The sequence below is a fragment of the Paenibacillus sp. FSL H3-0321 genome (assembly GCF_038002865.1).
In the GTDB taxonomy this organism is placed as follows: Bacteria; Bacillota; Bacilli; order Paenibacillales; family Paenibacillaceae; genus Paenibacillus_AQ.
On record NZ_JBBODH010000001.1, the window covers coordinates 6,339,745 to 6,365,204 of the forward strand.

Annotated in this window: 18 protein-coding genes; 14 read left to right on the forward strand and 4 right to left on the reverse strand. The window is 47.9% G+C overall.

Going from position 1 to position 25,460, the window contains the following annotated elements; all coding sequences use genetic code 11:
* Positions 1–92: 92 nt before the first annotated feature.
* From MHI45_RS28180 to MHI45_RS28205, 6 genes are all read left to right on the forward strand, one after another.
* Positions 93–974, forward strand: coding sequence for a carbohydrate ABC transporter permease (locus tag MHI45_RS28180; RefSeq protein ID WP_340893882.1), 882 nt, complete (start codon positions 93–95; stop codon positions 972–974).
* 5 nt (positions 975–979) lie between these two features.
* Entirely contained in the window at positions 980–1,813 is an 834-nt protein-coding gene (locus MHI45_RS28185) for a carbohydrate ABC transporter permease (protein ID WP_038588146.1), read from the forward strand.
* Between the two features lie 73 nt (positions 1,814–1,886).
* A complete protein-coding gene (locus tag MHI45_RS28190) occupies positions 1,887–2,909 on the forward strand; it encodes a glycoside hydrolase family 130 protein (protein ID WP_076111396.1) in 1,023 nt (340 codons plus the stop codon).
* A gap of 27 nt (positions 2,910–2,936) precedes the next feature.
* On the forward strand, positions 2,937–3,899 hold the full coding sequence (locus MHI45_RS28195; RefSeq protein WP_076111397.1) for an acetylxylan esterase: 963 nt from the start codon (positions 2,937–2,939) through the stop codon (positions 3,897–3,899).
* A 47-nt stretch (positions 3,900–3,946) separates the two neighbouring features.
* Positions 3,947–6,016 (forward strand): methyl-accepting chemotaxis protein, encoded by a 2,070-nt coding sequence (locus MHI45_RS28200; protein WP_341119785.1) that lies wholly within the window; start codon positions 3,947–3,949, stop codon positions 6,014–6,016.
* A 174-nt stretch (positions 6,017–6,190) separates the two neighbouring features.
* Complete coding sequence (locus MHI45_RS28205) at positions 6,191–7,996, forward strand: peptidoglycan D,D-transpeptidase FtsI family protein (RefSeq protein WP_341119786.1); 1,806 nt, start codon at positions 6,191–6,193, stop codon at positions 7,994–7,996.
* On the opposite strand, the gene MHI45_RS28210 is transcribed toward MHI45_RS28205, so the two are convergent.
* On the reverse strand, positions 7,957–9,150 hold the full coding sequence (locus MHI45_RS28210; protein ID WP_341119787.1) for an AI-2E family transporter: 1,194 nt from the start codon (positions 9,148–9,150) through the stop codon (positions 7,957–7,959). The genes MHI45_RS28205 and MHI45_RS28210 overlap by 40 nt on opposite strands.
* A 256-nt stretch (positions 9,151–9,406) precedes the next feature.
* Here MHI45_RS28210 and MHI45_RS28215 point away from each other — a divergent pair, with 256 nt between their 5' ends.
* The gene (locus MHI45_RS28215; protein ID WP_341119788.1) at positions 9,407–10,786 is read left to right on the forward strand and encodes a polysaccharide deacetylase family protein; all 1,380 of its coding nucleotides are present in this window, start codon (positions 9,407–9,409) and stop codon (positions 10,784–10,786) included.
* Positions 10,787–10,922: 136 nt separating this feature from the next.
* On the opposite strand, the gene MHI45_RS28220 is transcribed toward MHI45_RS28215, so the two are convergent.
* Complete coding sequence (locus MHI45_RS28220) at positions 10,923–11,747, reverse strand: MerR family transcriptional regulator (protein WP_341119789.1); 825 nt, start codon at positions 11,745–11,747, stop codon at positions 10,923–10,925.
* Between the two features lie 120 nt (positions 11,748–11,867).
* Here MHI45_RS28220 and MHI45_RS28225 point away from each other — a divergent pair, with 120 nt between their 5' ends.
* The gene (locus tag MHI45_RS28225) at positions 11,868–12,692 is read left to right on the forward strand and encodes an NAD(P)H-binding protein (protein WP_341119790.1); all 825 of its coding nucleotides are present in this window, start codon (positions 11,868–11,870) and stop codon (positions 12,690–12,692) included.
* Positions 12,693–12,813: 121 nt separating this feature from the next.
* On the forward strand, positions 12,814–13,644 hold the full coding sequence (locus MHI45_RS28230; RefSeq protein ID WP_341119791.1) for a methyltransferase domain-containing protein: 831 nt from the start codon (positions 12,814–12,816) through the stop codon (positions 13,642–13,644).
* A 137-nt stretch (positions 13,645–13,781) separates the two neighbouring features.
* Here MHI45_RS28230 and MHI45_RS28235 read toward each other — a convergent pair whose 3' ends face one another.
* On the reverse strand, positions 13,782–16,238 hold the full coding sequence (locus MHI45_RS28235; RefSeq protein WP_341119792.1) for an Ig-like domain-containing protein: 2,457 nt from the start codon (positions 16,236–16,238) through the stop codon (positions 13,782–13,784).
* 255 nt (positions 16,239–16,493) lie between these two features.
* On the opposite strand from MHI45_RS28235, the gene MHI45_RS28240 reads away from it, so the two are divergent.
* Entirely contained in the window at positions 16,494–17,384 is an 891-nt protein-coding gene (locus MHI45_RS28240) for an AraC family transcriptional regulator (protein WP_341119793.1), read from the forward strand.
* A gap of 789 nt (positions 17,385–18,173) precedes the next feature.
* On the opposite strand, the gene ilvD is transcribed toward MHI45_RS28240, so the two are convergent.
* On the reverse strand, positions 18,174–19,859 hold the full coding sequence (gene ilvD / locus MHI45_RS28245; RefSeq protein WP_340893871.1) for a dihydroxy-acid dehydratase: 1,686 nt from the start codon (positions 19,857–19,859) through the stop codon (positions 18,174–18,176).
* 547 nt (positions 19,860–20,406) lie between these two features.
* Between ilvD and MHI45_RS28250 the strand changes: the two genes are divergently transcribed.
* From MHI45_RS28250 to MHI45_RS28265, 4 genes are all read left to right on the forward strand, one after another.
* Positions 20,407–21,360 (forward strand): glycoside hydrolase family 43 protein, encoded by a 954-nt coding sequence (locus MHI45_RS28250; RefSeq protein WP_341119794.1) that lies wholly within the window; start codon positions 20,407–20,409, stop codon positions 21,358–21,360.
* 448 nt (positions 21,361–21,808) lie between these two features.
* Positions 21,809–23,554, forward strand: a complete 1,746-nt coding sequence (locus tag MHI45_RS28255; protein ID WP_340893868.1) for an extracellular solute-binding protein — start codon at positions 21,809–21,811, stop codon at positions 23,552–23,554.
* An 11-nt stretch (positions 23,555–23,565) separates the two neighbouring features.
* On the forward strand, positions 23,566–24,465 hold the full coding sequence (locus MHI45_RS28260) for an ABC transporter permease (RefSeq protein ID WP_341119795.1): 900 nt from the start codon (positions 23,566–23,568) through the stop codon (positions 24,463–24,465).
* Positions 24,466–24,480: 15 nt separating this feature from the next.
* Positions 24,481–25,416: a carbohydrate ABC transporter permease gene (locus MHI45_RS28265; RefSeq protein ID WP_341119796.1), complete on the forward strand. Its 936-nt coding sequence runs from the start codon at positions 24,481–24,483 to the stop codon at positions 25,414–25,416.
* The last annotated feature ends 44 nt before the right edge of the window (positions 25,417–25,460 follow it).

Consider the following 25,460-nt stretch of genomic DNA (forward strand, 5'->3'; position numbering starts at 1 on the left):
GGAAGATGCTCAGAGAGGCATTTTCCCCTTCACTTTTGCGGCCTGGAGCTGGATTTGGAGTATAAAGCATTTGTTCTTAGGAGGTGTGGAGAGTGCCCAAATTGTCTAACTTGAGTTATAAAAATCAGCGGATTTTGATTATTTTTCTATTTTCGTTGGTTCCGCTTCTTTTATTGTTAACCTTCTCGTATTTACCGGTGTTCAAGATGTTCCAGTACAGCTTCACGAGCTGGGATGGACTCAGCAAGAAGATGGAATATGTAGGGCTCGAAAACTATAAGACCATCTTCACCAAACCGGAGTATTTTTCCGTATTTAAAGTCAGTTTGTATTACTTCTTCGCTACCTTTATCCAAATGGGACTGGCGCTGTATTTTGCCACCATTCTAAGCTTTAATGTCCGGATGAAAAATTGGTTCAAGGGAATTCTGTTCTTCCCGACACTGCTTAACGGTGTGGCTATCGGTTTTATCTTCCTGTTCTTCTTCAAGCCGGAAGGGACTCTCAATACACTGCTTGATTTGTTGGGACTTGGAGCCTGGCAGCAGAAATGGCTGCTAAATCCTCATCTGATCAATATTTCCCTTGCTTTTGCCTCCGTTTGGAGATACATGGGAATGAACTTTATCATCTTCCTTGGAGCGATTTCCTCGATCGGAAGTGATATTTATGAAGCTTCGGAAATTGACGGCGCCAACCGCTGGCACCAGTTCAGACATATTATTATTCCGAGCATCAAACGTATATTGCAGCTCAATCTGATTCTCGCGGTAAGCGGAGCGATCGGTGTCTTCGAAATTCCGTATGTCATGACCGGCGGGTCCAATGGCAGCAGCACATTTGTCATCCAGACCGTCGATGTGGCCTTCAAATACAGCAAGCTTGGCCTTGCTTCCGCAATGGCCGTATTGCTTCTTGGCATAGTTATACTTGTTACCATTTTACAGCGTGTTCTGATTAAGGAGGAGAAGTAAGAACTATGCATACTTTTAAATATACCGCTGCTTCTTTCTTCAAATACCTCACCTTACTCTTAGGAGCGCTGGTGGCACTTATTCCAATCGTTGTCGTCCTTTTCGCTTCACTCAAAACAAACGCCGAATATGCTTCGACCGGACCGTTAACACTGCCGGAAAATTGGCTGAATTTCTCGAACTACACCAAGGCCTTTGTCGACGGCAAAATGCTGCTCGGCTTCAAGAACACGATTATTATCGTGGTGATTTCAATCGCCGGTGCAACGCTGACCGGTTCGATGATGGCTTATATCCTGTCCCGCTTCAAATTCAGAGGCAGCAAGCTGATGATGGGCGCCTTCCTGCTGGCTACACTGATTCCGGGTGTGACGACTCAGGTGGCTACATTCCAGATCATCAACTCCCTGGAGCTGTTCAATACCCGCTGGGCGCCGATTTTGATGTATCTGGGTACAGATATTATCGCCGTTTACATCTTCATGCAGTTTCTGGATTCGATTTCGGAGTCGCTTGATGAGTCTGCGATGCTGGACGGGGCTTCGTATTGGACTATTTACTGGCGGATTATATTGCCGCTGCTGAGTCCTGCCATCGTAACGGTCATTATCGTAAAGGGCGTAAATATATACAATGACTTTTACACCCCATTCCTGTACATGCCAAAAAGTGACCTGCAGGTCGTCTCGACTGCGCTGTTTAAATTTAAAGGCCCGTACGGTTCGCAGTGGGAGGTTATCTGCGCCGCGATCATGATTGCGATTATTCCGACACTGGTCGCTTTCGTCTCTTTGCAAAAATATATTTATAACGGGTTTGCGCAAGGTTCTGTAAAATAGTTACAGGTAGATTCAACACATTACATTTAAGAACTGCAGCGGGGCTGCAGTACCTTTGGAGGGAGACTTAACTATGAAAGAAGTAAAGTTGATTGGAAATGATTTGCCGAATATCCCATGGCAGGACAGACCTGCAGGAAACGAAAACCCGGTCTGGAGACATAATGATAACCCGGTAATTAAGCGCAATCCGGCTAAAGGGGTTGCACGGATTTTCAACAGTGCGGTTGTTGCTTATGATGGCAGCTTTCTCGGCGTATTCCGCGTAGAGGACAACACGACCCGTCCACATCTGCGGATGGGTTACAGTGTTGACGGTCTGGACTGGAAAATCGACGATCAGCCGATTCAATTCATTGATGAAGAAGGCAATCCGTACATGCCGCGTTATGCCTACGACCCTCGGCTGGTGAAAGTCGAAGATACCTATTACATCATCTGGTGTACGGATTTCTACGGCGCGGCTATCGGCGTAGCCAAAACCCAGGACTTCAAAACCTTCATCAGCCTGGAAAATCCGTTCCTGCCGTTCAACCGTAACGGCGTGCTGTTCCCTAAAAAAATCAACGGCAATTTCGTGATGCTCTCCCGTCCGAGCGACAGCGGACATACCCCGTTCGGGGATGTGTTCCTGAGCGAAAGCCCAGACTTCGTCTACTGGGGCAAACACCGCCATGTGATGACCAAAGGCGGTCAAGGCTGGTGGCAGAGCACCAAGATTGGCGGCGGCCCTGCGCCGATTGAAACTTCCGAAGGCTGGCTGATGTTCTACCATGGCGTAACCGGAACCTGCAACGGTCTGGTATACAGCATGGGCGCAGTTATTCTGGATAAAGATGAGCCGTCGAGAGTGAAATACCGCTCCAGGAACTTCGTCCTGACACCGGAAGAATGGTACGAAGAAAGAGGTTTCGTGAACAACGTGCTCTTCCCTTGCGCTACGCTGAATGATGCCGAAACCGGCCGCATCGCGATCTACTACGGCGCTGCAGATACTTATGTAGGCGTTGCTTATACGACTGTTCAGGAAATCGTTAATTATGTAATTGATACCCATGAGGAAGTCGGCGACGACGCGGGCTTGGGCAAGATCTAATACAGGCGGTTAAGGAGAAGATGTTAAATGACTAACGAACGATCCCTGCCCCAATTAAAAGCCTATGAGGGCAGCAGCCCGAAGCCGGAGGATTTCGATCTATTCTGGGAACGGGCGCTAAACGACCTTAACGCCCAGCCGCTTGATTATGAACTTGTGCCTGCGGAATTTACCAGCGAGCTGGCGGAATGTTTCCATCTCTATTTTACCGGCGTAGGCGGAGCAAGAGTGCACTGCAAATATGTAAGACCGAAGAAGGCGGCGCAAGAGAAGGGGCCGGGCGTTGTCATGTTCCACGGTTACTCCTGCGACAGCGGGGACTGGATGGAGAAGGTCACTTATGCCGCTCATGGAATCAGCGTGCTGGCAATGGACTGCCGGGGACAGGGCGGGCCGTCCGAAGACAATCTTACAGTGCAGGGCACCACGATCCGCGGTCATATTATCCGTGGTATTGATGATCCCAATCCCGATAACCTTTATTACCGCAACGTATTTCTGGATACCGCCCAGACGGCGCGTATTCTGATGGCGATGCCTGAAGTTGACCCGGCGCGGGTTGGCGCTTTCGGCCTGTCGCAAGGTGGCGGACTTACTGTAGCCTGCGCATCGCTTGAACCGCGCATTGCCATAGCTGTGCCGGTCTATCCGTTCCTGTCCGATTACAAACGGGCCTGGGAAACGAACATCACAACCTCGGCGTATGAGGAGATCAACTACTATTTCCGCTTTTTTGATCCGCATCATCTGCGCGAGGACGAGATTTTCAACCGGCTGGGTTATATTGATATTCAGAATTTGGCGGACCGCATCCAGGCTAAAGTGCTGTGGGTGACCGGTTTGGCGGATACGATCTGTCCTCCTTCGACACAATTTGCTGCATACAATAAAATCACAGCATCAAAAGACCTCATGGTTTATTATGAATACGGTCATGAGTATCTTCCATATCTTGCTGATCGGACGCTTCAGACGTTCATGACCTTGTAACGGGTGTAATCCGTGCAAGAAAACAGTAGATTTGGCGGTGAATTTTTTTGAGCAAGCAAGCAAAAGGCAGTAAAGGGTTCCTAACCCGGCTGCATCCCTCCAAGTCGCTGGGGATGCGGCTATTTCTCGTGTTCTTCATCGCCACGATGGGAATTGTCCTGTCCCTCGGATACACCTCGTATTCCGTAGCCAGACAAACGATCGAGAACAACGCGCTGTCCTCCAATGAGCAGACGGTCCTGCAAACGGCAGAGAAGCTGGACGTAATATTGCTGCGGTTTGAAGACAGCCTGGGACAGCTTTTCTACAACAAGGATATTCAGAAAGCCGTAATGCAAGGAAATCAGTCTGCTGCAAATATCGGGCAACATCAGGAGCAGTCTAAAGTGATCACCGGGGAGCTGGAACATTGGCTCTCTGCAGTAAGCGGGATTCAAGCCGTGTACCTTGTACCGTTAAATGCCAGTCTCTCTATCTCTGCTACGGGAACGACTGACAGCGCCTTTGTGGAGGAGATCCGCGCATCCTCCTGGTTCAAGCAGCTGCAGGAGAAACCGCAGAGCTTATGGATTACGCAGGCATTGAAGCAAGGGGACCAGTCGGGAGTGCTGCATTTCGCCAAATCCATCGCGGGGGATGCCGGCGGCACCGGTTACATCGCTGTCTGCGATATCAAGACTACAGAACTGGAGAACCAGCTCAGCAAAGTCAATCTGGGAATGGACTCCTACATTCAATTACTGACGGACAAAGACGAGCTGATTGCCTCTTCACAGCACCAGGAGGCGGATACCTATCTGCGGCTGGGCGGAACGCTGCTGAAAGGCGTTAATCAAACCTCAGGCTCGCTGCCGACCAAGGATGAGGAAGGCGAATCCATTCTTGCGGTGTACGGCACACTAGAGAGCTCCGGCTGGAAAGTACTCGGGGTGGTGCCTGCTGAGAATCTGATCAAAGATGCCGGGCGTATTCTTAACACTACGTACATAGCGGTTGGCGCAGCGGCAGTAATTGCCATTATGATCGGCTTGTGGATAGTAAGGATGGTATCGAGGCCGCTCTCAAAGCTAAGGCACTTGATGTTTCAGGGAGCCGAAGGCGATCTGCGTGTGCGGACCAAGATCACTTCCCGCGACGAGATCGGCCAGTTATCCAGCTCCTTCAATGCAATGATGGAGCGGATTACAGAGCTGGTTGTCCATACCAACGAGACCGCCCGCGAAGTGCTGGAGACCGCCGATGCATTAGGCAGCGCTTCACGCAAGACGGCTGCTGCGGCAATGGATATTGCTGCGGCGACGGAAGAGATTGCTGGCGGTGCAGGCAATCTGGCACTGGAAGCGGACCGCGGAAACGAAATGACGGCGGCAATCTCAGGGCAGATGGATATGGTTTTTGCTGCCGCCCATGAGATGGAAAGCACGGCGCATAGTGTAGGACAAGCTAGTGAGGAAGGCGTTGTGAAGTTAAAGGAACTGCTGGGCAGAACACAAACGACAGGCGAAATGACCCATCATCTCGTGGTAAAAGTCAATGAATTGAAGGTAACTGCTTCTTCGGTAATTAAAGTGCTTGAGGTTATGCAGAATATTACGCAGCAGACTAATATCCTGTCACTGAATGCTACGATTGAAGCGGCAAGAGCGGGGGAGGCCGGCCAGGGCTTTATGGTCGTGGCCGATGAAATCCGTCAATTGGCTGACCAATCCAAGCGTTCCATTACGGTTGTCGCTGAGATTACCGACAAGATCATGGACGATATGAATGAGACTGTGGCCGCGTTGTCGGAAGTAGCTCCGCTGTTCAATGAACAGGTGGCTTCTGTCCGCAATACCAGCGACATCTTCGTATCCGTGCAGGAACAGATGAATCATTTCATCGACAGGCTGGAATCAGTCTCTTCATCGGTCGATGGACTTAACCAGTCACAACGAGTGCTGTCAGAGACGATTGGCAATGTCAGCTCCTTCGCCGAGGAATCATCAGCTGCCTCCGAGGAGGTTGCTTCCTTAAGCGGTGAGCAGCAGAATGTGAGCGATTATCTGGTTGAACTTTCCGGCAAGCTGGAACATGCTTCAAGCATGCTTAAAGAAAGACTGTCCAAATTTAGTGTCTAACCGTTTGCATGTAAAAAAGCAATGCATCCATTACACCGCTCCACCCATTTACGGGTAGAGCGGTTTTTTGCCATACCTTGAACCGTCTCATGTAATAAATCAGCAAGGTGGGCATAATAGATCCCAGGAACAACGCAGTTGGCTGATCCGCACATACATTCAGGAGGAATGGCATTGCACAAGGTAATCCATAAACGTATATTCTGGGGCCTGCTTATTTTGTCGGCACTGCTTGCAGTACTCATTCTAAGGCTGGCATGGGTTCAACTGCTGCTTAAGAATCAGCCGGTCCCCGGTGCGGAATATTCTCTTGCCCGGATGGCCGAGATTCAGAGTGAGCGGGAGACTGTGTTGGACAGCGGGCGTGGCCGGCTCTATGACCGCAGCGGAAAGCCGCTTGCCGGTGAAACCGTTTGGGCGGCAGCCTTTTTTCCGCAGGAAGAACAACCTGCTGCTGCCATTAGCCCGGGAACGGAAGCGGGAACGGAACCTCAACGTCGTCTTGCCGCGATCCTCGGAGTCCCTTATGAGCAGCTCCAGAGCAGAATCTCCGGAGTAAAAGAGCCGTTTTTATGGCCCTCTGCCACAACCAAGACCCCCCAGGCGCTAACACCGCAGCAGGCACAAGAAGTGGAGCATTTGGGTCTGGGCGGGGTCAGAGTCCTGCCGTTCTCCCGCAGATATGAGAATGAAGCGTCAGGACGGCAATGGCTGGGGTATATGTCGGAGGCTTCCAAGACGAAGGCGAAGGACTCGCCCACGGGACTAAGAACTCCACTGACCGGAACGGATGGGCTTGAGAAAACCCTGGAAACGCTGCTTCAAGGTGTTGGTCACACGGAGGCATATGCCCAGGTGGATGCGCGTGGCAACCGGCTTCCGGGAAGCCCTATAAAAGTGAAGGCACCAGGCAATCCCTATTACCCCTTGTCGATCTATACGACGATTGATAAGCAGCTTCAAGCAGGAATTGAGCAGCTGGTTACGGAGGCAGGATTGAAAGAGGGCGCGGTGGTAGTGCTGGATACCAAAAATGGTGATATACAGGCGATGGTGTCTCTGCCCTTTTATAATCCAGGGCATATTTCGCCTGAAGGCGGGGAGTGGAATAACCGGGCACTGCAGGCAGCCGCACCCGGCTCCATCTTTAAGATTGTAACGGCCGCAGCCGCGCTGGAGGCCGGGATCACCTCGCCGGACGAGAAGTTCTATTGCTCGGGGCATTATGACAAATACGGTCTGTCCTGCCAGAACGGCAAAGGACACGGTTCCCTTACGCTGGCGCAAGGGTTCGCCGTGTCCTGCAATACAGTATTTGCTTCCCTCGCCGAGCGGCTGAGCGGCGCGCAGCTTCAGGCCACTGCACTGGCGCTTGGCCTGGGAAGAGATGTGGGCTGGCAAGCGAAGGACACGCTTGGCCTGCCGCTGCTCCGGCCGCTCGCCGGGGAGCAGCCAGGAACGATCTTTACGACCCTGCTGCCGGACGACGGCGGAGCAAGGGTGCAGACAGCCATTGGCCAGCGGGATGTAAGAGTGACGCCGCTGCAGGCGGCCAATCTCGTCGTCACGCTGCTGCATGGCGGCAAGGTCAGAGCACCGCGCATTCTGCAGCGGGTCGCGTTCAGAAACGGCCAGACGCTTAAGGAGCTGCCGGGACACCTGGCTCCGGCTTCCGCCGGACAAATCTCGGAGTCGACGTCCAGGCTGCTGTTGTCCTGGATGCGGCTGGTCGTCACAGAGGGAACCGGCAGACACCTGCAAGAAGCACATTGGCCGCTGGCCGGCAAATCGGGCACGGCCCAGACCCTAGTGAAGGGAGCGCCGCGCAACAATCAGTGGTTTATCGGCTACGGTCCGGTTAACCGTCCACGGTATGCCGTATCCATCGCTGTGGAGAATGTGGCCCCTGGCAGTGCCCATACGGCAACCAAGCTGTTTGGTCAGGTATTCGACTTGTTGGCCGCGTCTTCGGGAGCTTGAGAGGGTTCTGTTTCACCGGTGACGGATCCTCCGGCAGTTGAAGGTTCAGCTGCCGCAAACGGCGAAACGATAAATTCCTCCTGTGGCAGGTAGATCCAGCGCTGGAGATAACCCTGCTGAATCAGCTCTTTGATCAGAATAAGCAGGATCGGAGACAGGATCAGTCCGGCTACGCCAAAGGCGGACATGGAGAAGAGTACAAAGGACAACATCAGAAAGGCTGAGGATACGCCGATCGAATTGCCGGTAATCTTCGGCTCCAGCAGCTGGCGCACAATCAGCACAACCGCCAGCAGGACGAGCAGTCCGATCGCAAGCGAAGTATTGCCCACGATAAACAAATAAATGATCCAGGGAATCAGAATCGTCGATACCCCAAGCAGCGGCAGCACATCAAATACAGCGCATACCAGCGCCATGGTGATCTCATTTCCCGTTCTCAGTATGAACAGGCCGGCCAGCACAATAACGAAAGTGATGCTGATCAAGATTAGCTGGGCTTTGAGATAGGAACCGATGGCTTTAAAAACGTTGCCTTGGACGAAAGCGAAAGCCGTCTTAAAGGTCTTGGGCATTTTATCATGAGCGATCTTGCGCCAGTCCTTGATCTCCATGCTGAGGAAAAAAGCGAGAATAATGGCAACGCCGAAATTACCCATAAAGGAGGAGAAAGAGCCAAGCACACCGACCATATACTTAAAGAAGCTGACCATCCATTTGGAAAGAATGTTGGTGGCATCGGTGAAATAGCCATTTATTTTCGTTGTAAGATCAGGCGGCAGCGCATCAATCTTATGCTGCAGATAAGTGGTGGTTTCTTTAAAATGCATTTGAAGCATCTTTGTGTATTCAGGTAAGCTATCCGAGAATTGAAGGGCCTTTGTCGCAATGAGCAGTCCTGCACCGAACAAGACGCCCAGCAGAATAATCAGAAACAGCAGTACGGAAATTGCGGAGGCGAACGGTTTGCCCAGTCCCTTGCGGTTCAGGAAGCGGGCCAGCGGCTCGATCAGCAGGAATACAAAAAAAGACAGGAATACCGGTGCGGCCAGTTGATACAGCTTGCTGAAACCTAGCATTACGAGATACACCGTCAGCACCACCAAACCAATATCAAAGAAGGTGCGCCAATATTTTTTGTACAGCGGCAGCATAAGTATAAACGACTCCTTTTTCAGATTACTTTTTTAGAAAATTTGACAATTTAGGCTCCAATTCATTGTACACGATTTTAATAAAAAAGCGTCTTTTTCTTTGGTACCTGTGTTAAAATAGGGGGTAACGTTTTTTCGTGGGATTCTGCTCACCTAAAAACCGCGAGGCATATTATACTCTACTTGGCCGTACCCGAATATCTGCTTGCAGACGTAAGACGAGCCAAAGTCAACTCTGGAAAAGCGGTGAATATACATGCAGACTTTGCTGCTCTGGTTATTTTACATCTCGACCTTTTATGCGTTCATTCCTGGAATGATCAGCCGGATCTTCGGTTACCGCGTATTCCGCAAAGGGATTGGGCGCTCCGAATTTGCACTGACCTTTGATGATGGTCCCGATCCGCACTATACACCACTTTTACTGGATCTGCTTAAACGTTATGATGCCAAGGCGACTTTCTTTGTAGTCGGGTCGCATGCCGAACAGAATCCGGAACTTATTAAGCGTATGCATGATGAGGGACATCTTATCGGCATTCATAATTATGTGCACAAGAGCAACTGGGTGATGCGTCCCGCTACTGTCAGGCGGCAGATTCAACGCACGGATGATATTATTTACAGTATTACCGGGGAGCGGAGCACCTATTACCGTCCGCCGTGGGGGATAGTCAATCTGTTCGACTTCTCCAAACGCCGCCAGGTTCAAATTGTGCTCTGGTCGGCTATGTTCGGCGACTGGAAAGAGAAGCTCGGCGCAGACCGGCTGACCGAGAAGCTGATCGACAAGCTGAACCCGGGCGAAGTGATGCTGCTCCATGATTGCGGGACAACACTCGGTGCAGATCCGAAAGCGCCGGAGCATATGCTGGTTGCCCTGGAACGGATGCTGGAGGAAGCGCGGCTTCGGGGCTTGCGCAGCATCCGGATCGACCAGATGATCAAGAATGTGCAGAACTCGCCGATTCAGCGGATCTCCTACGGCAAACGGCTGATTGTCGGCCTGTGGCTGGCCTGGGAGCAAGTCTTCCAGTTCCTCTTCCGCTTAAAGACGATCTCACCTGCTGACCCGTTCCTCCATTACCGGCTGCGCAAATATCAAGGCGGCACCGTGCAGATGGAAGGCGGCGAGGTCTTGAACAAAGGCGATAAGGTCATTGAGCTGCACATCGACAACCGGCAGCTGTTCGAGATTGGCCTGAATTCCCGCTCTTCAGCACAGCTTGCGATCCGCATGATACGCAGGATGGAAAAGGATCTGCCGGTGCTTGCGGAGCAAATAGCCGGCGATGTGGATTTGGCCGAGGCCAAGGCGCTATACGGTGTCAGCATGCTCAACCGCGGGCCGGAAAAATTTGGCTTCATGGTCCTGGATCTGCCGAACGGCTGGTTTGCCCGTTCCTCCAAGTTTTATTTAAGTCTTCTGCTTAGTGTTATTCATCCCTCAGGCGGAGAGAGGCTGAAAGTCCGCAGCGAGGCTCTGATCCCCAAGATGATTCTGATGCCCATTTCACAGCTCTTGGATCAGATGAATCAGCAGCGCCCGCAGAAACAAGCGAACCCGCGTGAGTGTATTCGCGAAGAAGAGTTGACCCTGGAAGCTGAACTGCCGGGAGCGACGGTTATGCATTGATTTGAGGATTCCCGAACTTTTATATAATTCGATATAGCTGGCTTAAAATGCTCCGGCAGCCGTAATTGGCTGACGGGGCTTTTTTTGTTAGATTCATGATTTATCGTGAGTATAATATGCGGAATAGTTTTTGTTTTTACATTTTGGAAATTCGAACAGAGATCTTAATTAAATACTCTTCATAGCCCCTAACTGAAAGATCATCTAACAAAACATCCTCATAAAAAAATCCCTCTACTTCTATGTTCTTATCCTTAGCATATTTAATTATCCGATCATAAGTTTCACTTACACTCGAGTATCCCTCTGTATGATATGCGATTAAATATGTCCCTTTTTCTCGCTGGAAATTTGAAAAATTTGAATCTTTACTAACTCGAGTAAAAAGGTAATCATAATTGAATGGTTCATTTGCTAAAACTCTTTTTGTATTTCTCATCCAGCCTACTGAATGGGATGCTTCAATACTATAAATATTCAAGTACTTTTCGTGTTTGATCATGGAATCGTAAATGCTTTTATCATTTGTGTAAGGATCAGCCTCTGTTATTACCAAAAACTCTTCGTTATTTTCCTCCATAACAATATCAGCTGAATTGATCTCAGTGGCTGCTTGGGTAATTCGTTTCTTCTCTGATATTATACTTTTCATTTTTTGAAGCTGTTTAATTTTTGAATTCAGCAGCTTCTCTTCTTTATCAAGTAGGGCAATGAACTCATGAGGTGATCTTTTTTTTAAATATTCTTTTATCTCTTTTAATGGCATTTCTAATTCTTTAAGTATTGAAATCACTTTAAAGACATCAATTTGATTAATTGAATAATATCTATACCCATTTTCAGCTATAAATTCAGGAGAAAGAATTCCAAGTCGATCATAGTGAAATAATGTATCCTTGCTAATACCCAACACTTTTGCAAATTGGCCAGAAGTTAAATGAGTTTGAAAAATTCTCTCCATAAAACCCTCCTTGACTATAGTGTTACACCATACTTTATTATAACCAAGTAACCTTCAAATAGCAGTAGTACACGGGGATTCTGATCTATTTGGAATTTTAATATGAGAGGATAAAAAGGAATGAAAATTTTAGTTACAGGAGCAACAGGAACAGTAGGCGGACACATTGTAGAACAACTTCTTTCAAATGGTGTTGAGGTAAGGGCCTTGTCTCGCAACCCCAAAAACTCAAGTTTTTCACCTGAAGTCCATTCTGTAGCAGGAGACCTCAACAATCCTGAAACCCTACAAGTACATCTTCAAACTGTTGACAGTCTATTTTTGATTACGCAGAGCGAGCAAACAGAAGCTAGATTTTTGGCAAACCAAAGAATTATTCAATTGGCGAAAGATGCCAACATTAAAAAGATTGTAGCGTTGATGGATTATGAAGGAAACCCAATAGAGAGCATCATTCAAGATAGCGGAATGGACTGGACAATCTTAAGGCCGGCAGAATTTATGAAGAATGCACTTTATTTTTGGGCAGAATCCATTCAAAAAGAAGGGATTGTAAGAACGGGATTCCCTGATGCTTTGAGCGTTAGAATTCACGAAGCAGATATTGCCGCTGTTGCAGTTAAAGCGCTCACCGAAGAAGGTCATCATGGAAAGATATATACTTTAACTGGTCCACAATCGTTATCTAACAGGAGTGCGGTTACACAGATTTCTAAAATTATTGGCAAACCGATTGAGCTAATTGAACTGACTGAGGAACAAGTAAGACAAAACGCCAAAATTCAAGGATTTGATGATGAATTCATAGAAGACTTCATCATAGGAATGGTAAAGAATCCACCAGAAAGCAACTGTAAAGTTTTACCGACAGTAGAACAAATAACAGGAAAACCAGCAAGAACTTTTGCTGAGTGGGTTACTGAAAACAAACATTACTTTGAGTAAAATAAGATGTCCTCAGCGTATTTACAGGTATTGCCCAGTCCGCTGACGGGCAGGTCTACATGATAAAGGAAGGAATCACTTAAGAACTGTCGAATATTTTGTTTTATCACGGAGGTGACATATGAAAGAGCGTAATTCTACTTACAATATTGGCAATGTTGCTCTAGGTTTTGAAGAAGAGGTTGAGCGGCTGAAAGTACAAACAATGATGGGGTGGGATAAAGAGTTCCGTAACTTACAATGGTATGGATTGCAGGATGGAATGAGCGTGTTAGAACTTGGAAGTGGTCCCAGTTTCGTTACTGAACAATTAGTCCATAGTTTGCCGGAAAGTGAGATTACAGCTTTGGAAATTGATCAAAAGCTACTGGCTGAAGCTAAAGACCGGTTACATCATATCCCTTCGTCCAAACTGCGGTTTGTACATTCTTCTGTGTATGACACCGGACTCCCTGATCATTCCTATGATTTTGCTATTGCAAGGTTACTGTTTCTTCATTTGCATAATCCGGTGGAGGCTGCAAGAGAAATTTATCGTGTACTAAAGCCTGGTGGGAAACTTGTCATTATCGATATTGATGACGGGATTTTTGGAGCGGTTAGCCCGAATATGGATTTACTGCCTTCTGTGATAAAGAAGCTGGCGGATCATCAAGCTGCAAAAGGGGGCAATCGGTATATCGGCAGGGGGCTGCCACGACTCTTAGCACAGGCAGGTTATAGCGATTTAGATATGGATACTGTTATCCAGCATAGTGATCTTCATGGAATGGAAGGTTTTAAACGGCAGTTTGATATTAACCGGTTTAGGGTTTTTTACAATAAGGGAATTATCAATGAAGAAGAATATGAACAATTACAACAAGTCTCTGAGAATTTTAATTATTCTCCTGAAGCCTATGCGATGATGACCTTTGTGATGGCATGTGGTAAAAAACCAGAGGACCGCTGAACGAACGGGTAACCTTATCCTAACAAACACACCGACACACCAACACGGCAGCCGTTGTACCGGCTGCCGTGTTGGTGTAACATCTGTGCAGAAGATCACACTATTTAGCGTTTATTCATAGCATCCCCGGGTACAGTCTAGTCGCCAATAGGGGCAAATTTATTCTCTACAGTAATATTGGAGAACTTTGCATAGTTCAGTTGCTCAATCACATTTGCAACATCATTGCTGTCAACGGCAAATCCGACATATACCGAACCTTGCATAACGATTGTCCGCTTGCCGATCAGCGTCCATTTTTTTCCGTCTATAGATCCATAAGCATAGAAAGTATCTCCTTGACGGCCAAGTTTAAGCCAATAGCCTTGTTCCACACCATTAATCTTGAACGGAATATCCGGAAGTAGTTGAATCCCGGCTTTTTCGGCAGCAGAAGGGCTGTCTAAAGTTTCGGTCAATACATCGAATTCTCCGCCCTTAAGGTTTCTTCCCGTCAGATAAGATGACCAGGCGGTAGCTTTAAATAACTTCACCCAGGAGAGGCCGAGGGCCGTAGCAGCACTGTCTTCTTTCAAGTCATCGCGGATCATCAGTCCTGTGAAGGCGTGGTTGTCAACGTCTCCAATCTTCTCCAGCTTCGCGGTAACCGCCATATCTCCGTTCATTTCTTTATACACAAAGTGAAAGTCGTCTTTGGCCGCATTGTTCGCATCTGATCGTTCAAGGCTGCCTTCGCTACTTCCAAGCTTTCCGTTTCCTTTAACAGTAATCACATCGCCTATCATGCTTCCGGAACCTTTAATGTCCGGATTGCCGATATCTTTGGAGGTCCAGCCCTTGCCAGCCAAAGCAGAGGAGGAGGTATTGACATGGATGTTGGCGGCAGTGGTTTGTGTCTCATTTCCTTTGGTGTCCGTGACTCTTGCAGAGATATAGTGGGAAGCATCCTCTAGTCCCTTGATCGAATAGGTGTAAGTGTTGCCTTTCTTCACTGCATCTCCAAGATATTTAGATCCATTGTATACAGCAACTTTCTTTATTTTGTGTCCGAATTTGGAAGAAGCTTTGATTTTAACCTCGATCTCTTTCCCTAAAGCAAACTGGGCATTGTTCCCTGGTGCCATGAGGCTGGCTTCGGGATTTTCGGCAACATGGTCCATACCGGCAAGACCGTTAGTATAAAGTTCAAGCCATGTATAACCGCTTTCTGTAATTGTTTTATAGGCATCCTTGATGCCCCAGATATTATTCTTCTTTTCCCACTTGTCGTCTATACCGTTTTGATTGGTGTCAAATTGATCCTCTCTCTGTTCTTCTACGACACCAAAGGCCGAGATATATCCCCCAACCTCATGTTCCGTGTTGATATATCTTCCCGAGCCTTGCTCTACTTCCGCAACAATTCTTGCGTCGATAGCGCCGCGACGCGGATAGGTAGCTCCCGCTTGTTGCAGAATGCTTTTCAGTAACGGTTGGTTAGCGGGTTTTACACCGGAATTAACGTAATCATCAAATGCTTTATCGGTAGTACCGTGATTTACTCCCGTACTGTCCGCCGAAAGATACGGCTTGCTTACTAAGTTCGTCATTTGGTCACCGCTGTTGTCACCGGAAAATTTCACAGTATCAGAGGATTCATTCAGCAAACCAGTAAGCTCCCCGTTGATTCGGTTCCCCGCGATGTAGAAGCCGCCAAGCTTCTTGGATTCCCCGGCATCAATAACCCTTTGAGTCACGTTATCTCTTGTACCTGGACCGGCAATTTCGATATTGTTCATAAAATTAGTAAAGGTAAAACCCCCGCCATAAGTTCCATTAAAGCCCCAATTATAAATTACGTTGTTGGAGAACTGAACAACTGCGACATGCTCTGCATCCGCAGCACCTGCATAACCGCCGCCCAGCCTTGGGTTTCGCGAGGTGTGGTTCGTGTACAGATTGTGATGGAACGTTGTTTTATCTCCGCCTGAAATACCGCCATAGCCATGTCTTCCTTTGGTATGCCCGGATAGAGTCAGACTTTCCGAAATCATTGACCACTGGATTGTACCGTTTTCGCCTCTGTATAACGATAAGGTTTCATCCGTGTTCCAGCTGAAGGAACAATGGTCAATAAGGAAGTAGTTGTTGTCCCTGCCCCAAAGCGCATCCATCGAATCGCTGCCGCTAAATACATTGGTGGCACCCGGACGGAAAGAGATATAGCGAAGAATGATGTTTTCCGAATTGCTGATATCGGTATCCCAGCCTGCAATCGTGATTCCGTTGCCTGGGGCGGTTTGCCCGGCGATGGACAGGTTTTTGATATTGTTGAGCCGCAGGGTGCTTTTCAGTTCAATCGTTCCGGAAACATGAAAAACAATCGTACGCCCCTCTTTAGGTGTAGATACAATCCCATACCGAAGCGACCCTTCAATCGGTTTGTCATTGACAGCGTAATCTTTGAGGGTGGTTACGATATATACATCGCCTCCCCGGCCACCGCTGGTATAGGCGCCTCCACCTTCCGCGCCCGGAAAGGCTATAATTGAGGCACCTGTAAAAATCTTGTCTCCATCTGCCTGTCCTGAGGCATCAAGAGGCTGGATTCCCAAAAATGAAAACGCTACCGAAATACTCGTGAAAACGGCTAAAACCTTGTTGAATCTTTTACTCTTTCTGTTCATCTTTTGACGTATAACATGGATGCAGCCTTATCTTGAGGCAGTGCTCCTGTTATACTTCCTCCTTTCAGTCAAATGTTGTGGGTACGTACGTGATTTTTTGTTTCTTTTTACTGCAACAAGCAGACTACTGCTAATACTTTAAAACTTTTAGGCCGCATTTACCTGCCAAAAAGAAATTATTTTGTGCCAACTATTGCTCTTGGTTCTTGCGTAGATGAGCAAATCCATATTATGTTCTTAGTATTGCAGAAATTTCACTGCTTGGTATTCCGTGACGATAGGGAGGAAGACATGAATATTAAATATCAGCATCGTGACCAGGCGTTTCATTCCTTTATTTCAACCAATAACACCTATCCTCTTCATCTGCATAAGAATGTAGAGATCACGATGGTTTTGTCCGGCAAAATCAATATCAGCATCAATGGACAAGATTATGTTTTGTCAGAGGGGGACATGGCGATCATTTTTTCCAATCAACCTCATAGCTACAAAACGATAGAGAAGAACCAGATCCTGCTGATCTTTTTCGATGCTACATTTCCGGGGGATTTCACGGGGGAGTTGTTTAATCATGTCCCGGATAACCCTGTAATCCCCAAGCATCAGATGCTTCCGGGCCTGCTGACAACCTTGTATACACTATATAAAGAACAATGTGACAATCGTTTGCTCAAGGCTTATACCTCTGTAGTACTAGGGCACGCTCTGCCATTATTGTTAATGAAAAAAGTAGACTACAAGAAAGAAATGGATCTCATTCCCAAAATTCTCGCTTATATCGACATTCACTTTTTAGATCATATAGATCTGGATACGCTTTCAAAAGAGCTTGGCATCAGCAAGTTTATTATTTCCCGCATCTTTTCTGAACAATTCCACATCTCTTTTCGGGATTACATCAATGGACAGCGGGCAGCCTTTGCCCACATGTTGCTGTTATCGACTACCCATCCGGTCACCGATATCGCGTTTGATTCCGGATTCAACAGTTTGCGCTCATTCTATCGTGTTTTTAAAAAGGAATATGGAATAACCCCTAATGAATTCCGCCGAAAAGTATTTGAGGATTGAAAATAAGATTGTTGTCTGGGCGAATAGAATATGTGTTGAACATTTAAACGTGAAAGTTCTTAGGCCTAAAGATGTTGAGTTCTTTATCGGTCAGGCATTTGAGAAGGATGAACTAAGCCGCATTTACGCTACCTAGAGCGTGACTTCAAACTGGAAGAGTTCTGGAAGAGTTCTGGGGAAGCAGGGGATTTAGTATTGAAAGTAGGGTCCCTAAAAACCCGCAGCGGGTTCGTGTATTCGGACGGACTCAGGAGACGCTATGGAGAGTAAAACCCCTGTTTATTCTCTTATGCGGACCCAGGCGACCTTATCGGCTCTGCATTCTATCTAAAAACGGCCAGCAGGGAGAAATAACTGCGCTGGAGTCCGTTGTCCTCCTGTAACAGGTTAAAAACCCCAAATAAGTGCAACTCGGTCCGTTTGTGCTCAGAGCGAGGAATACACTTTCCGGACGCACACACGCCTTTGGAAGAAGAGCGAAGTCTCTGAAACCCCGAGACGTAAGCCTCCATCACAAAAACTACCTATTGGCGAAATGCCTTTCTCCGCGTGTGATCAGAAAATGGTACTGTACCCATGATTACTTGGGCATACAGCAGCGGTTTTGGCGGAGAAGCGGTTTGAAGACACGCCCTAGTGAAATGAGAGGTAGAAGTGCACCTGAATCGTCTGCACGCGGACTACATACAGAAATGATCGAATCAGCTAAACAAAAGAGCAGTCCCACATACGTAGTGGGGACTGCTCTTTTTGTCTGAATTATAATTAGGCTGATGCCTTAAAGCTTGATTAGATCTTCAACACGCCGCCCTTGCTGGCATTGGTAACAAGCTTGGAGTAACGGGCCAGATAGCCGGTTTTGACTTTCGGCTCGAACTCTTTCCAGCCGCTGCGGCGGACTGCAAGGACTTCTTCCTCAACCAGCAGTTCGATCTTGCGGTTGTTGAGGTCCAGCTCGATGATGTCGCCATCTTCGACAAAAGCGATCGGGCCGCCTTCAGCCGCCTCCGGAGAGATATGGCCGATGCTGATGCCGCGGGACGCGCCCGAGAAGCGGCCATCGGTGATCAGGCCGACCTTGGCACCAAGACCCATGCCGACGATCTGCGAAGTCGGTGCGAGCATTTCCGGCATGCCGGGACCACCCTTCGGTCCTTCATAACGGATAACCACGACATGGCCTTCCTTGACTTTGCCGTTCGCGATGCCTTCCAGCGCTTCTTCCTGAGAATCGAAGCAGATTGCCGGACCTTTATGGTAGCCGCCTACAGAGGCATCAACGGCACCAACCTTGATGATGGAACCTTCCGGTGCAAGATTGCCGTATAGCACGGACAGACCGCCCACTTCGGAGTAGGGTTTGTCCAGCGTATGAATAACCGTGGTATCTTGAATCTCATGTCCACGGACATTTTCAGCCAGCGTTTTGCCGGTAACGGTCATGCAGTCGCCGAAGATGGCGCCCGGTTTCTTCAGCAGCTCGTTCAGCACGGCACTTACGCCGCCTGCCCGGTCTACATCCTCGATGAAGATATCGGAGGCCGGAGCCAGTTTGGCCAGATAAGGCACGCGGTTCGCTACTTCATTGATGCGTTCCAGCGGATAGTCGATGCCTGCTTCCTGAGCCAGTGCCAGCGTATGCAGTACGGTGTTGGTGGAGCCGCCCATCGCCATGTCCAAAGCAAAAGCGTTGTCCAGAGATTCCTGGGTCACGATGTCGCGTGGTTTGAGATCCAGCTTGATCAGCTCCATGAGCTGGGTTGCCGATTTGCGGACAAAATCTCTGCGTTCTTCCGCTACAGCCAGGATTGTACCGTTGCCCGGCAGCGCCAGTCCCATCGCTTCCGCAAGGCAGTTCATCGAGTTGGCGGTGAACATGCCCGAACAGGAGCCACAGGTCGGACAGCCGAATTGTTCAAGCTCCAGCAGCTCAGCATCATTGATCTTGCCGACCTGATGGGCGCCTACGCCTTCAAATACAGAGGTAAGGGATAACTTCTTGCCTTTGCTGTCTACGCCGGCCTTCATCGGGCCGCCGCTGACGAAGATAGTCGGGATGTTGACGCGCAGTGCGCCCATCATCATGCCCGGGGTGATTTTATCACAGTTAGGAATGCAGACCATGCCGTCGAACCAGTGGGCGGAAACGACGGTTTCCAGCGAGTCGGCGATAATCTCGCGGCTTGGCAGCGAATAGCGCATACCGATATGGCCCATTGCAATCCCGTCATCTACACCGATCGTATTGAATTCGAAGGGAACGCCGCCAGCTTCACGAATGGCTTCCTTAACAATTTTGCCGAACTCCTGAAGATGCACATGACCCGGAACGATATCAATATAGGAATTGCAGACCGCGATAAACGGCTTGCCGAAATCCTCCTCTTTTACTCCGGCTGCCCGCAGGAGACTGCGGTGTGGAGCCCGGTCAAAGCCTTTTTTAATCATGTCTGAACGCATTTTCTTGGCTGCCATAATGAAATTTCCCCCCTGAAAAGTTTGTTAGCTTCAGCTTCCGTGAATGTATCCAAGCTCACTACGGAAGTTTTTGCCTGGTGTCGTATAGTGTCGCATTAACGCATCACAATCCCAAAAGCTGCGTGTCTGCGGTTTATAGATAGAACGGGGTCCAGCTTCTTAAAGGAGAAGTAGGGCGAAGCCGTTTCTATAAAAAATAAGACCGATTAAGCTTAAACGGTAAGCTGCCATGAATAGCAGCCAGCCATTGTTATTAGTGAGTCTATCACAAAAGGCCTCTTTTTTCTACCGGACAATGTGAAGTTTGTCGGATGACGCAATGGGCCGGGGGGCGCAGAAAAAGCCTATCCCCGGAGGGGGAGGATTTATTTGGAAGTGCATCCAGAGGGGATTATAATCCGGAAGAAGCTAACGGACAAGCGGGATTGTATTTTCCTCCCACTCTAGACAACTTAAGGAGACCTCAGTAAGATGGTACTTAGCTTTTTATGGGAGGTGCTGGAAGATCCGGGATTGTCCATCATATCACTGAGGAGGAAAGAAAATGTCACAGCGTACAACCTTTTTTAATCCGATTGCAGCAAGTTCAGCTGACCCGTGGGTATTCAAACATACCGATGGCTGCTACTACTTCATGTCTACCCGCTCCAAAGGTCTGGAACTCACCCAATCCAGTACTTTGACCGGTCTTGCGGAAGGCCGTAAGAAATTAATTTGGTCTCCCGAACCGGGAGGCAGCTACAGCTACAACCTGTGGGCGCCGGAGATTCATCACTTGGATAACAAATGGTATATCTACTACACCGCCAATGACGGCGGAGGCGATGAGTCGCGCCGAATCTGTGTGCTGGAGAACGAACAGTCTGATCCGCTGGAAGGGGAGTGGGTGTGGAAAGGCGCGCTGCAGACACCTGTTCCTGGCTTGGATGGTACGGTGATGAGACTGCGGAATGAGCTGTATTTCCTGTATGCCGGATATGGTCATTCCCCTGAGTACGGATCAGCTGTTTACATTATGCGGATGAGTGATCCCTGGACGGTTGCAGGGGAACATCGTCTGCTCACCGCTCCAACCTTGTCTTGGGAGAAACAAGGCGGTATGGCCATTAACGAAGGCCCGGTGATCCTGCAGCGCAACGGCCGTATTTTTCTGGTATATTCGGCGAGCACAACCTGGTCTGAGGATTATGCACTGGGTATGCTCACAATGAGCGAAGCTTCTGATCCTATGGAACCGCTAACATGGGAGAAATCGATGCTGCCTGTATTTTGCAAAAGTGTGGAGAACGGGATTTATGCTACCGGACATAACAGCTTTACCCGATCACCCGATGACCGGGAGGATTGGATCGTCTATCATGCGCTTCCTGCCGCTGGAGCGGATGTAGCTTTGCGGGCAACCCGGATCCAGAAATTCGGGTGGAAGCCGGATGGAACACCGGATTTCGGGGTTCCCTATAGCGATAATCATGCCTTGACCGTGCCGTCGGGCGAATAAGTGCTGAGGATCAAACAAATATAAAATCAAGATAGAAAAGGCCATTTGTTACAATAATACTGTAACAAATGGCCTTTTCATGCGAATTGAAGTCCAGAAAACATTCTGCTGTGAATAACGGATTAAACGGCTGATTATCAAGCATTACTAGGTAAAACATAGGTTTTTAAAACCCTTTCGCACTCGAATAGTAGTCTGATAAGCCGGATTATTTGTTTAATTGAGACTTAAAATATTACAAAAATATTGTTTGAAAGCGTTGACAATGAAGATCAACATCCTTATAATTCGACTTAAGATACAGAAAAGCTGTATCAATCACATGATTTTTATGTCTGATCATTTTACAGGTAAAAGGGGAGTAGTGGCATGGTGCAAAGGAGCGTGGTTTCAAACGTTGGGTTCGCCTAAGATATTGCGGAACTTATTTTATAGTGGGAGGTTAAGTATGAAGAACAATACAAAGCGTCTTTTAAGTCTTTTATTTGTATTAATACTGATCATTTCGACTGTAACAGCATGCAGTGGCAATAAGGCAGAAGATGGGGCCGGAAATAGCAGTAACTCCAACAAAGAGAACACATCCAATGCACAAGACCCGGTTGCTTTTAAAGATATCAGCGGAGACATACGCGGCAATAAAGCGCCCACACAGGAGCAAACCGACGAAGTGAATCATTCCTTGAATGATACATACCTCGGCGACGTTTATGATGAAGTGATTCCAAGCGATTATTCAGCTTATCCTGTTAAAGGAGACGTTGTTCTGGATGTCTGGATGCCTGCAAATTCCAATATCCCGGATATGAACAATCATGTGGTCCAAAAACAGGTGGAGCAATTAACAGGAATCAAGGTAAATTTCATCACGCCGCCAATCGGCCAGGAAGCCGACGCCTTTACTTTGATGATTTCTTCAGGTGATCTTCCAGACATTATCATTGAGCCGGGACGTTATCCGGGCGGTCTGGAAGCGGGTGTAAATGACGGCGCTTATATCGATCTGACAGATCTGATGGAAAAAAATGCACCGAACTATACGAAATGGCGCAATTCCGATGAATCGAGAAGAAAAACTACAGTCACTGATGACGGCAAGCTGCTGGGCTTTTACGGGATCGCCCCGTATTCCGAATGGACCTGGTTTGGAACGCTGATTAAGCAGGAGGCGCTGGACAAAACAGGGCTTGAAATTCCGAATACGATTGATGAATGGCATACCTTTTTGACCAAAGCAAAGGAAGCCGGCTACAAAGCACCGCTAAATTACGGATCCTCTTACGGGCAAATCTTTACCGGCATCATTAATGGTGCATATGGAGTATGGGATTGGACCTTCCTCGATGAGAACGGCAAAGTGGCCTGGGGACCGGCACAGCCGAAAGCCAAAGAATACCTGTCGACCATGCAGCAATGGAACAAAGAAGGACTGCTTAACCCGGATTGGGCAACGGCCGACTTTAACCAAAGAATGGCAAGCGCTATTTCGGGGGACACCGCTGTGATGATGGATTCTCCGGATACGATGTGGAGCTACTGGAAAGAGCAGAGCAATATCGACTTTGTGGGAGCGCTGAATCCGGTTCTGAACAAGGGGGATAAATCGGCCACTACGTACAAGAATTTTAAAAGGGCAGGGACTGAAGCTGCGATCACTACCCAAAGCGAGAATGTGGAAGCGGCAATGGCCTGGCTCGATTTCAATTACAGCAAAAAGGGCTGGGAATTGATTAACTTTGGCGAATACGGAAAGGTACATCTGATAGATGAGACGGGAATGCCTTATTATCCGGAGGACAGTTATATCTTTAAGGACCCTGAAGGTCAGCCGGTATCGACTACTTTATATAAATACCGCATGCATAGCTGGCCGAATATCCGTGATGAGCATCATGCCAACCCGCTGATCGCCACCAAAGGAAGCTACTCCGGCGATATCCGGAAATTCTGGACTGAAAATATGGATACCAGCATGGCAATGCCGCCGATTTCCTTTACCAAAGAGGAAGCCTCACGGGAAGCCGAGCTTGGCAACCAGCTGTCGACACTCCGTGGAGAGTATTTTGCAAAAATCATAATGGGTGAAATGCCGGTTGATGCCTATGATAAATTTTTGAAGGAAGCTCAGAGTATGGGACTGGACGAATTTTTAAGTATCCATCAGGCAGCCTTGGATCGATATAACAAACGATAGGTGGTTGTTTCATGATCCAAAAGGATTTGAAGAAGAACTGGTTTGTCTATCTGTTGGCTGTTCCTGTAGTTGCGTGGTTTCTGATCTTCTGCTACGGGCCCATGTGGGGAGTTCTGATCGCCTTCAAGGATTTCAAGCCCTTGCTGGGGTTTAGCGAGAGCGACTGGGTAGGGTTTAAGCATTTTATTGATTTTTTCCAAGGGCCGTATTTTTGGAGAGTCGTTAAGAATACCCTGCTTTTGAATGTTTGGGGGATCGCCTTCGGATTTACCGCGCCGATTATTCTAGCTTTAATGCTGAATGAAATCCGCGGGGCCAAGTTTAAGAAAACGGTTCAAACCATTACCTATATGCCTCACTTTATTTCACTGGTGGTTGTATGCGGGATCATTCATATTTTTGCCGCAGATGAGGGGATCATTACACAAATACTTCAATTTATAACCGGAAAAGAGTACTCCTCACTGCTTGGCTATTCTTCTTACTTCCGGCCGATTTATACGTTCTCCGGCATTTGGCAGAGCATCGGCTGGGACAGCATCATTTATCTCGCCGCGATGAGCTCCATTGATACTTCATTGTATGAAGCGGCTGAAATTGATGGCGTAGGGCGGATAAAGAAAATGTGGCATATTACGCTGCCTCAGATCAGTCCGGTTATCATCATTCTTTTTATTTTTGCAATCGGCGGCTTGATGTCTTCCGGTTACGAAAAAATTATTCTGCTGTACAATCCTCTGATCTACGATACTGCTGATGTCATTGCATCCTATGTTTACCGCCGCGGCTTAAGAGAAGCCAGTCTCAGTTATTCTACGGCCGTGGGATTAATCAGTTCGATCGTTAACTTCGGGCTGCTGTGGATGACCAATAGAATAGCCAAACGCAGATCCGAGGTCAGCTTATGGTAAGAAAGAGGGACAGCCATGAAAGATAACCTGCAGCCTAAAAAGAAAAAAATCAGGAAGCATAGATCCACAGGGGACAGAATATTTGATTTCACCCTGTATGCCTTATTAACCGCATTAACGCTGGTGTGCTTTTATCCTATCCTGCATATCTTGTTTGCTTCCGTCAGCGACCTGGGCTCCTTAGTGGCTCATAAAGGAATTTTGCTGAGACCGCTGGGATTCACTTTGGACGGCTATAAGCTGGTGTTTAAAGACAACAGTCTGATCAACGGGTACAAAAACACGATTATCTATGTAGGGTTAGGCACGTTAGTCAATATGATCATGACCATACTGGGTGCCTATGTGTTATCCAGGAGAGATTTATACTTCAAAAACTTTATCATGATCCTGATTACGATCACCATGTTCTTTGGCGGAGGGCTGATTCCCTGGTTCTTATTAATGAAGGATATCGGCTTATACAATAATTTATGGGCCATGATTTTGCCAAGCGCTTTAAGTACATGGAACATCATTATCTTACGGACCAGCTTTCAAGCCATTCCGCAGGAATTGGAAGAAGCGGCTACGATTGACGGGGCGAGCCAGGCCCATATTCTAACGAAAGTCATTTTGCCCTTGTCCAAAGCCACACTGGCCGTAATCTTTTTATACTACCTTGTCGGGAATTGGAACTCCTGGTTTAATGCGATGGTGCTGCTAAAAGACAGAGAGCTGTTCCCGCTGCAGTTATTAATGAAGGAAATATTAGTAGCCAATGACGCAACCGCAACCTCAATCGGCAGCGCAGGTGGAGTAGTCATCGACAGTGCACAGAGCCAAACGGCTTTCCGCGAACTCGTTAAATATTGTGCGATCGTCGTTTCTACGCTTCCTATATTAGTGGTATATCCTTTCCTGCAAAAATACTTTGTTAAAGGGGTTTACGTAGGTTCGATCAAAGGATGAGGCAATAGACTATATAAAATGAAATAGAAATTAATAAACAGGAG

Excerpts from the sequence above, each read along its gene's own strand:
- MHI45_RS28185 (WP_038588146.1), top strand. The coding sequence starts at position 980 with ATGCATACTTTTAAATATACCGCTGCTTCTTTCTTCAAATACCTCACC.
- MHI45_RS28190 (WP_076111396.1), top strand. The coding sequence starts at position 1,887 with ATGAAAGAAGTAAAGTTGATTGGAAATGATTTGCCGAATATCCCATGG.
- MHI45_RS28195 (WP_076111397.1), top strand. The coding sequence starts at position 2,937 with ATGACTAACGAACGATCCCTGCCCCAATTAAAAGCCTATGAGGGCAGC.
- MHI45_RS28210 (WP_341119787.1), bottom strand. The coding sequence starts at position 9,150 with ATGCTGCCGCTGTACAAAAAATATTGGCGCACCTTCTTTGATATTGGT.
- MHI45_RS28215 (WP_341119788.1), top strand. The coding sequence starts at position 9,407 with ATGCAGACTTTGCTGCTCTGGTTATTTTACATCTCGACCTTTTATGCG.
- MHI45_RS28220 (WP_341119789.1), bottom strand. The coding sequence starts at position 11,747 with ATGGAGAGAATTTTTCAAACTCATTTAACTTCTGGCCAATTTGCAAAA.
- MHI45_RS28225 (WP_341119790.1), top strand. The coding sequence starts at position 11,868 with ATGAAAATTTTAGTTACAGGAGCAACAGGAACAGTAGGCGGACACATT.
- MHI45_RS28230 (WP_341119791.1), top strand. The coding sequence starts at position 12,814 with ATGAAAGAGCGTAATTCTACTTACAATATTGGCAATGTTGCTCTAGGT.
- ilvD (WP_340893871.1), bottom strand. The coding sequence starts at position 19,859 with ATGGCAGCCAAGAAAATGCGTTCAGACATGATTAAAAAAGGCTTTGAC.
- MHI45_RS28250 (WP_341119794.1), top strand. The coding sequence starts at position 20,407 with ATGTCACAGCGTACAACCTTTTTTAATCCGATTGCAGCAAGTTCAGCT.
- MHI45_RS28255 (WP_340893868.1), top strand. The coding sequence starts at position 21,809 with ATGAAGAACAATACAAAGCGTCTTTTAAGTCTTTTATTTGTATTAATA.
- MHI45_RS28260 (WP_341119795.1), top strand. The coding sequence starts at position 23,566 with ATGATCCAAAAGGATTTGAAGAAGAACTGGTTTGTCTATCTGTTGGCT.
- MHI45_RS28265 (WP_341119796.1), top strand. The coding sequence starts at position 24,481 with ATGAAAGATAACCTGCAGCCTAAAAAGAAAAAAATCAGGAAGCATAGA.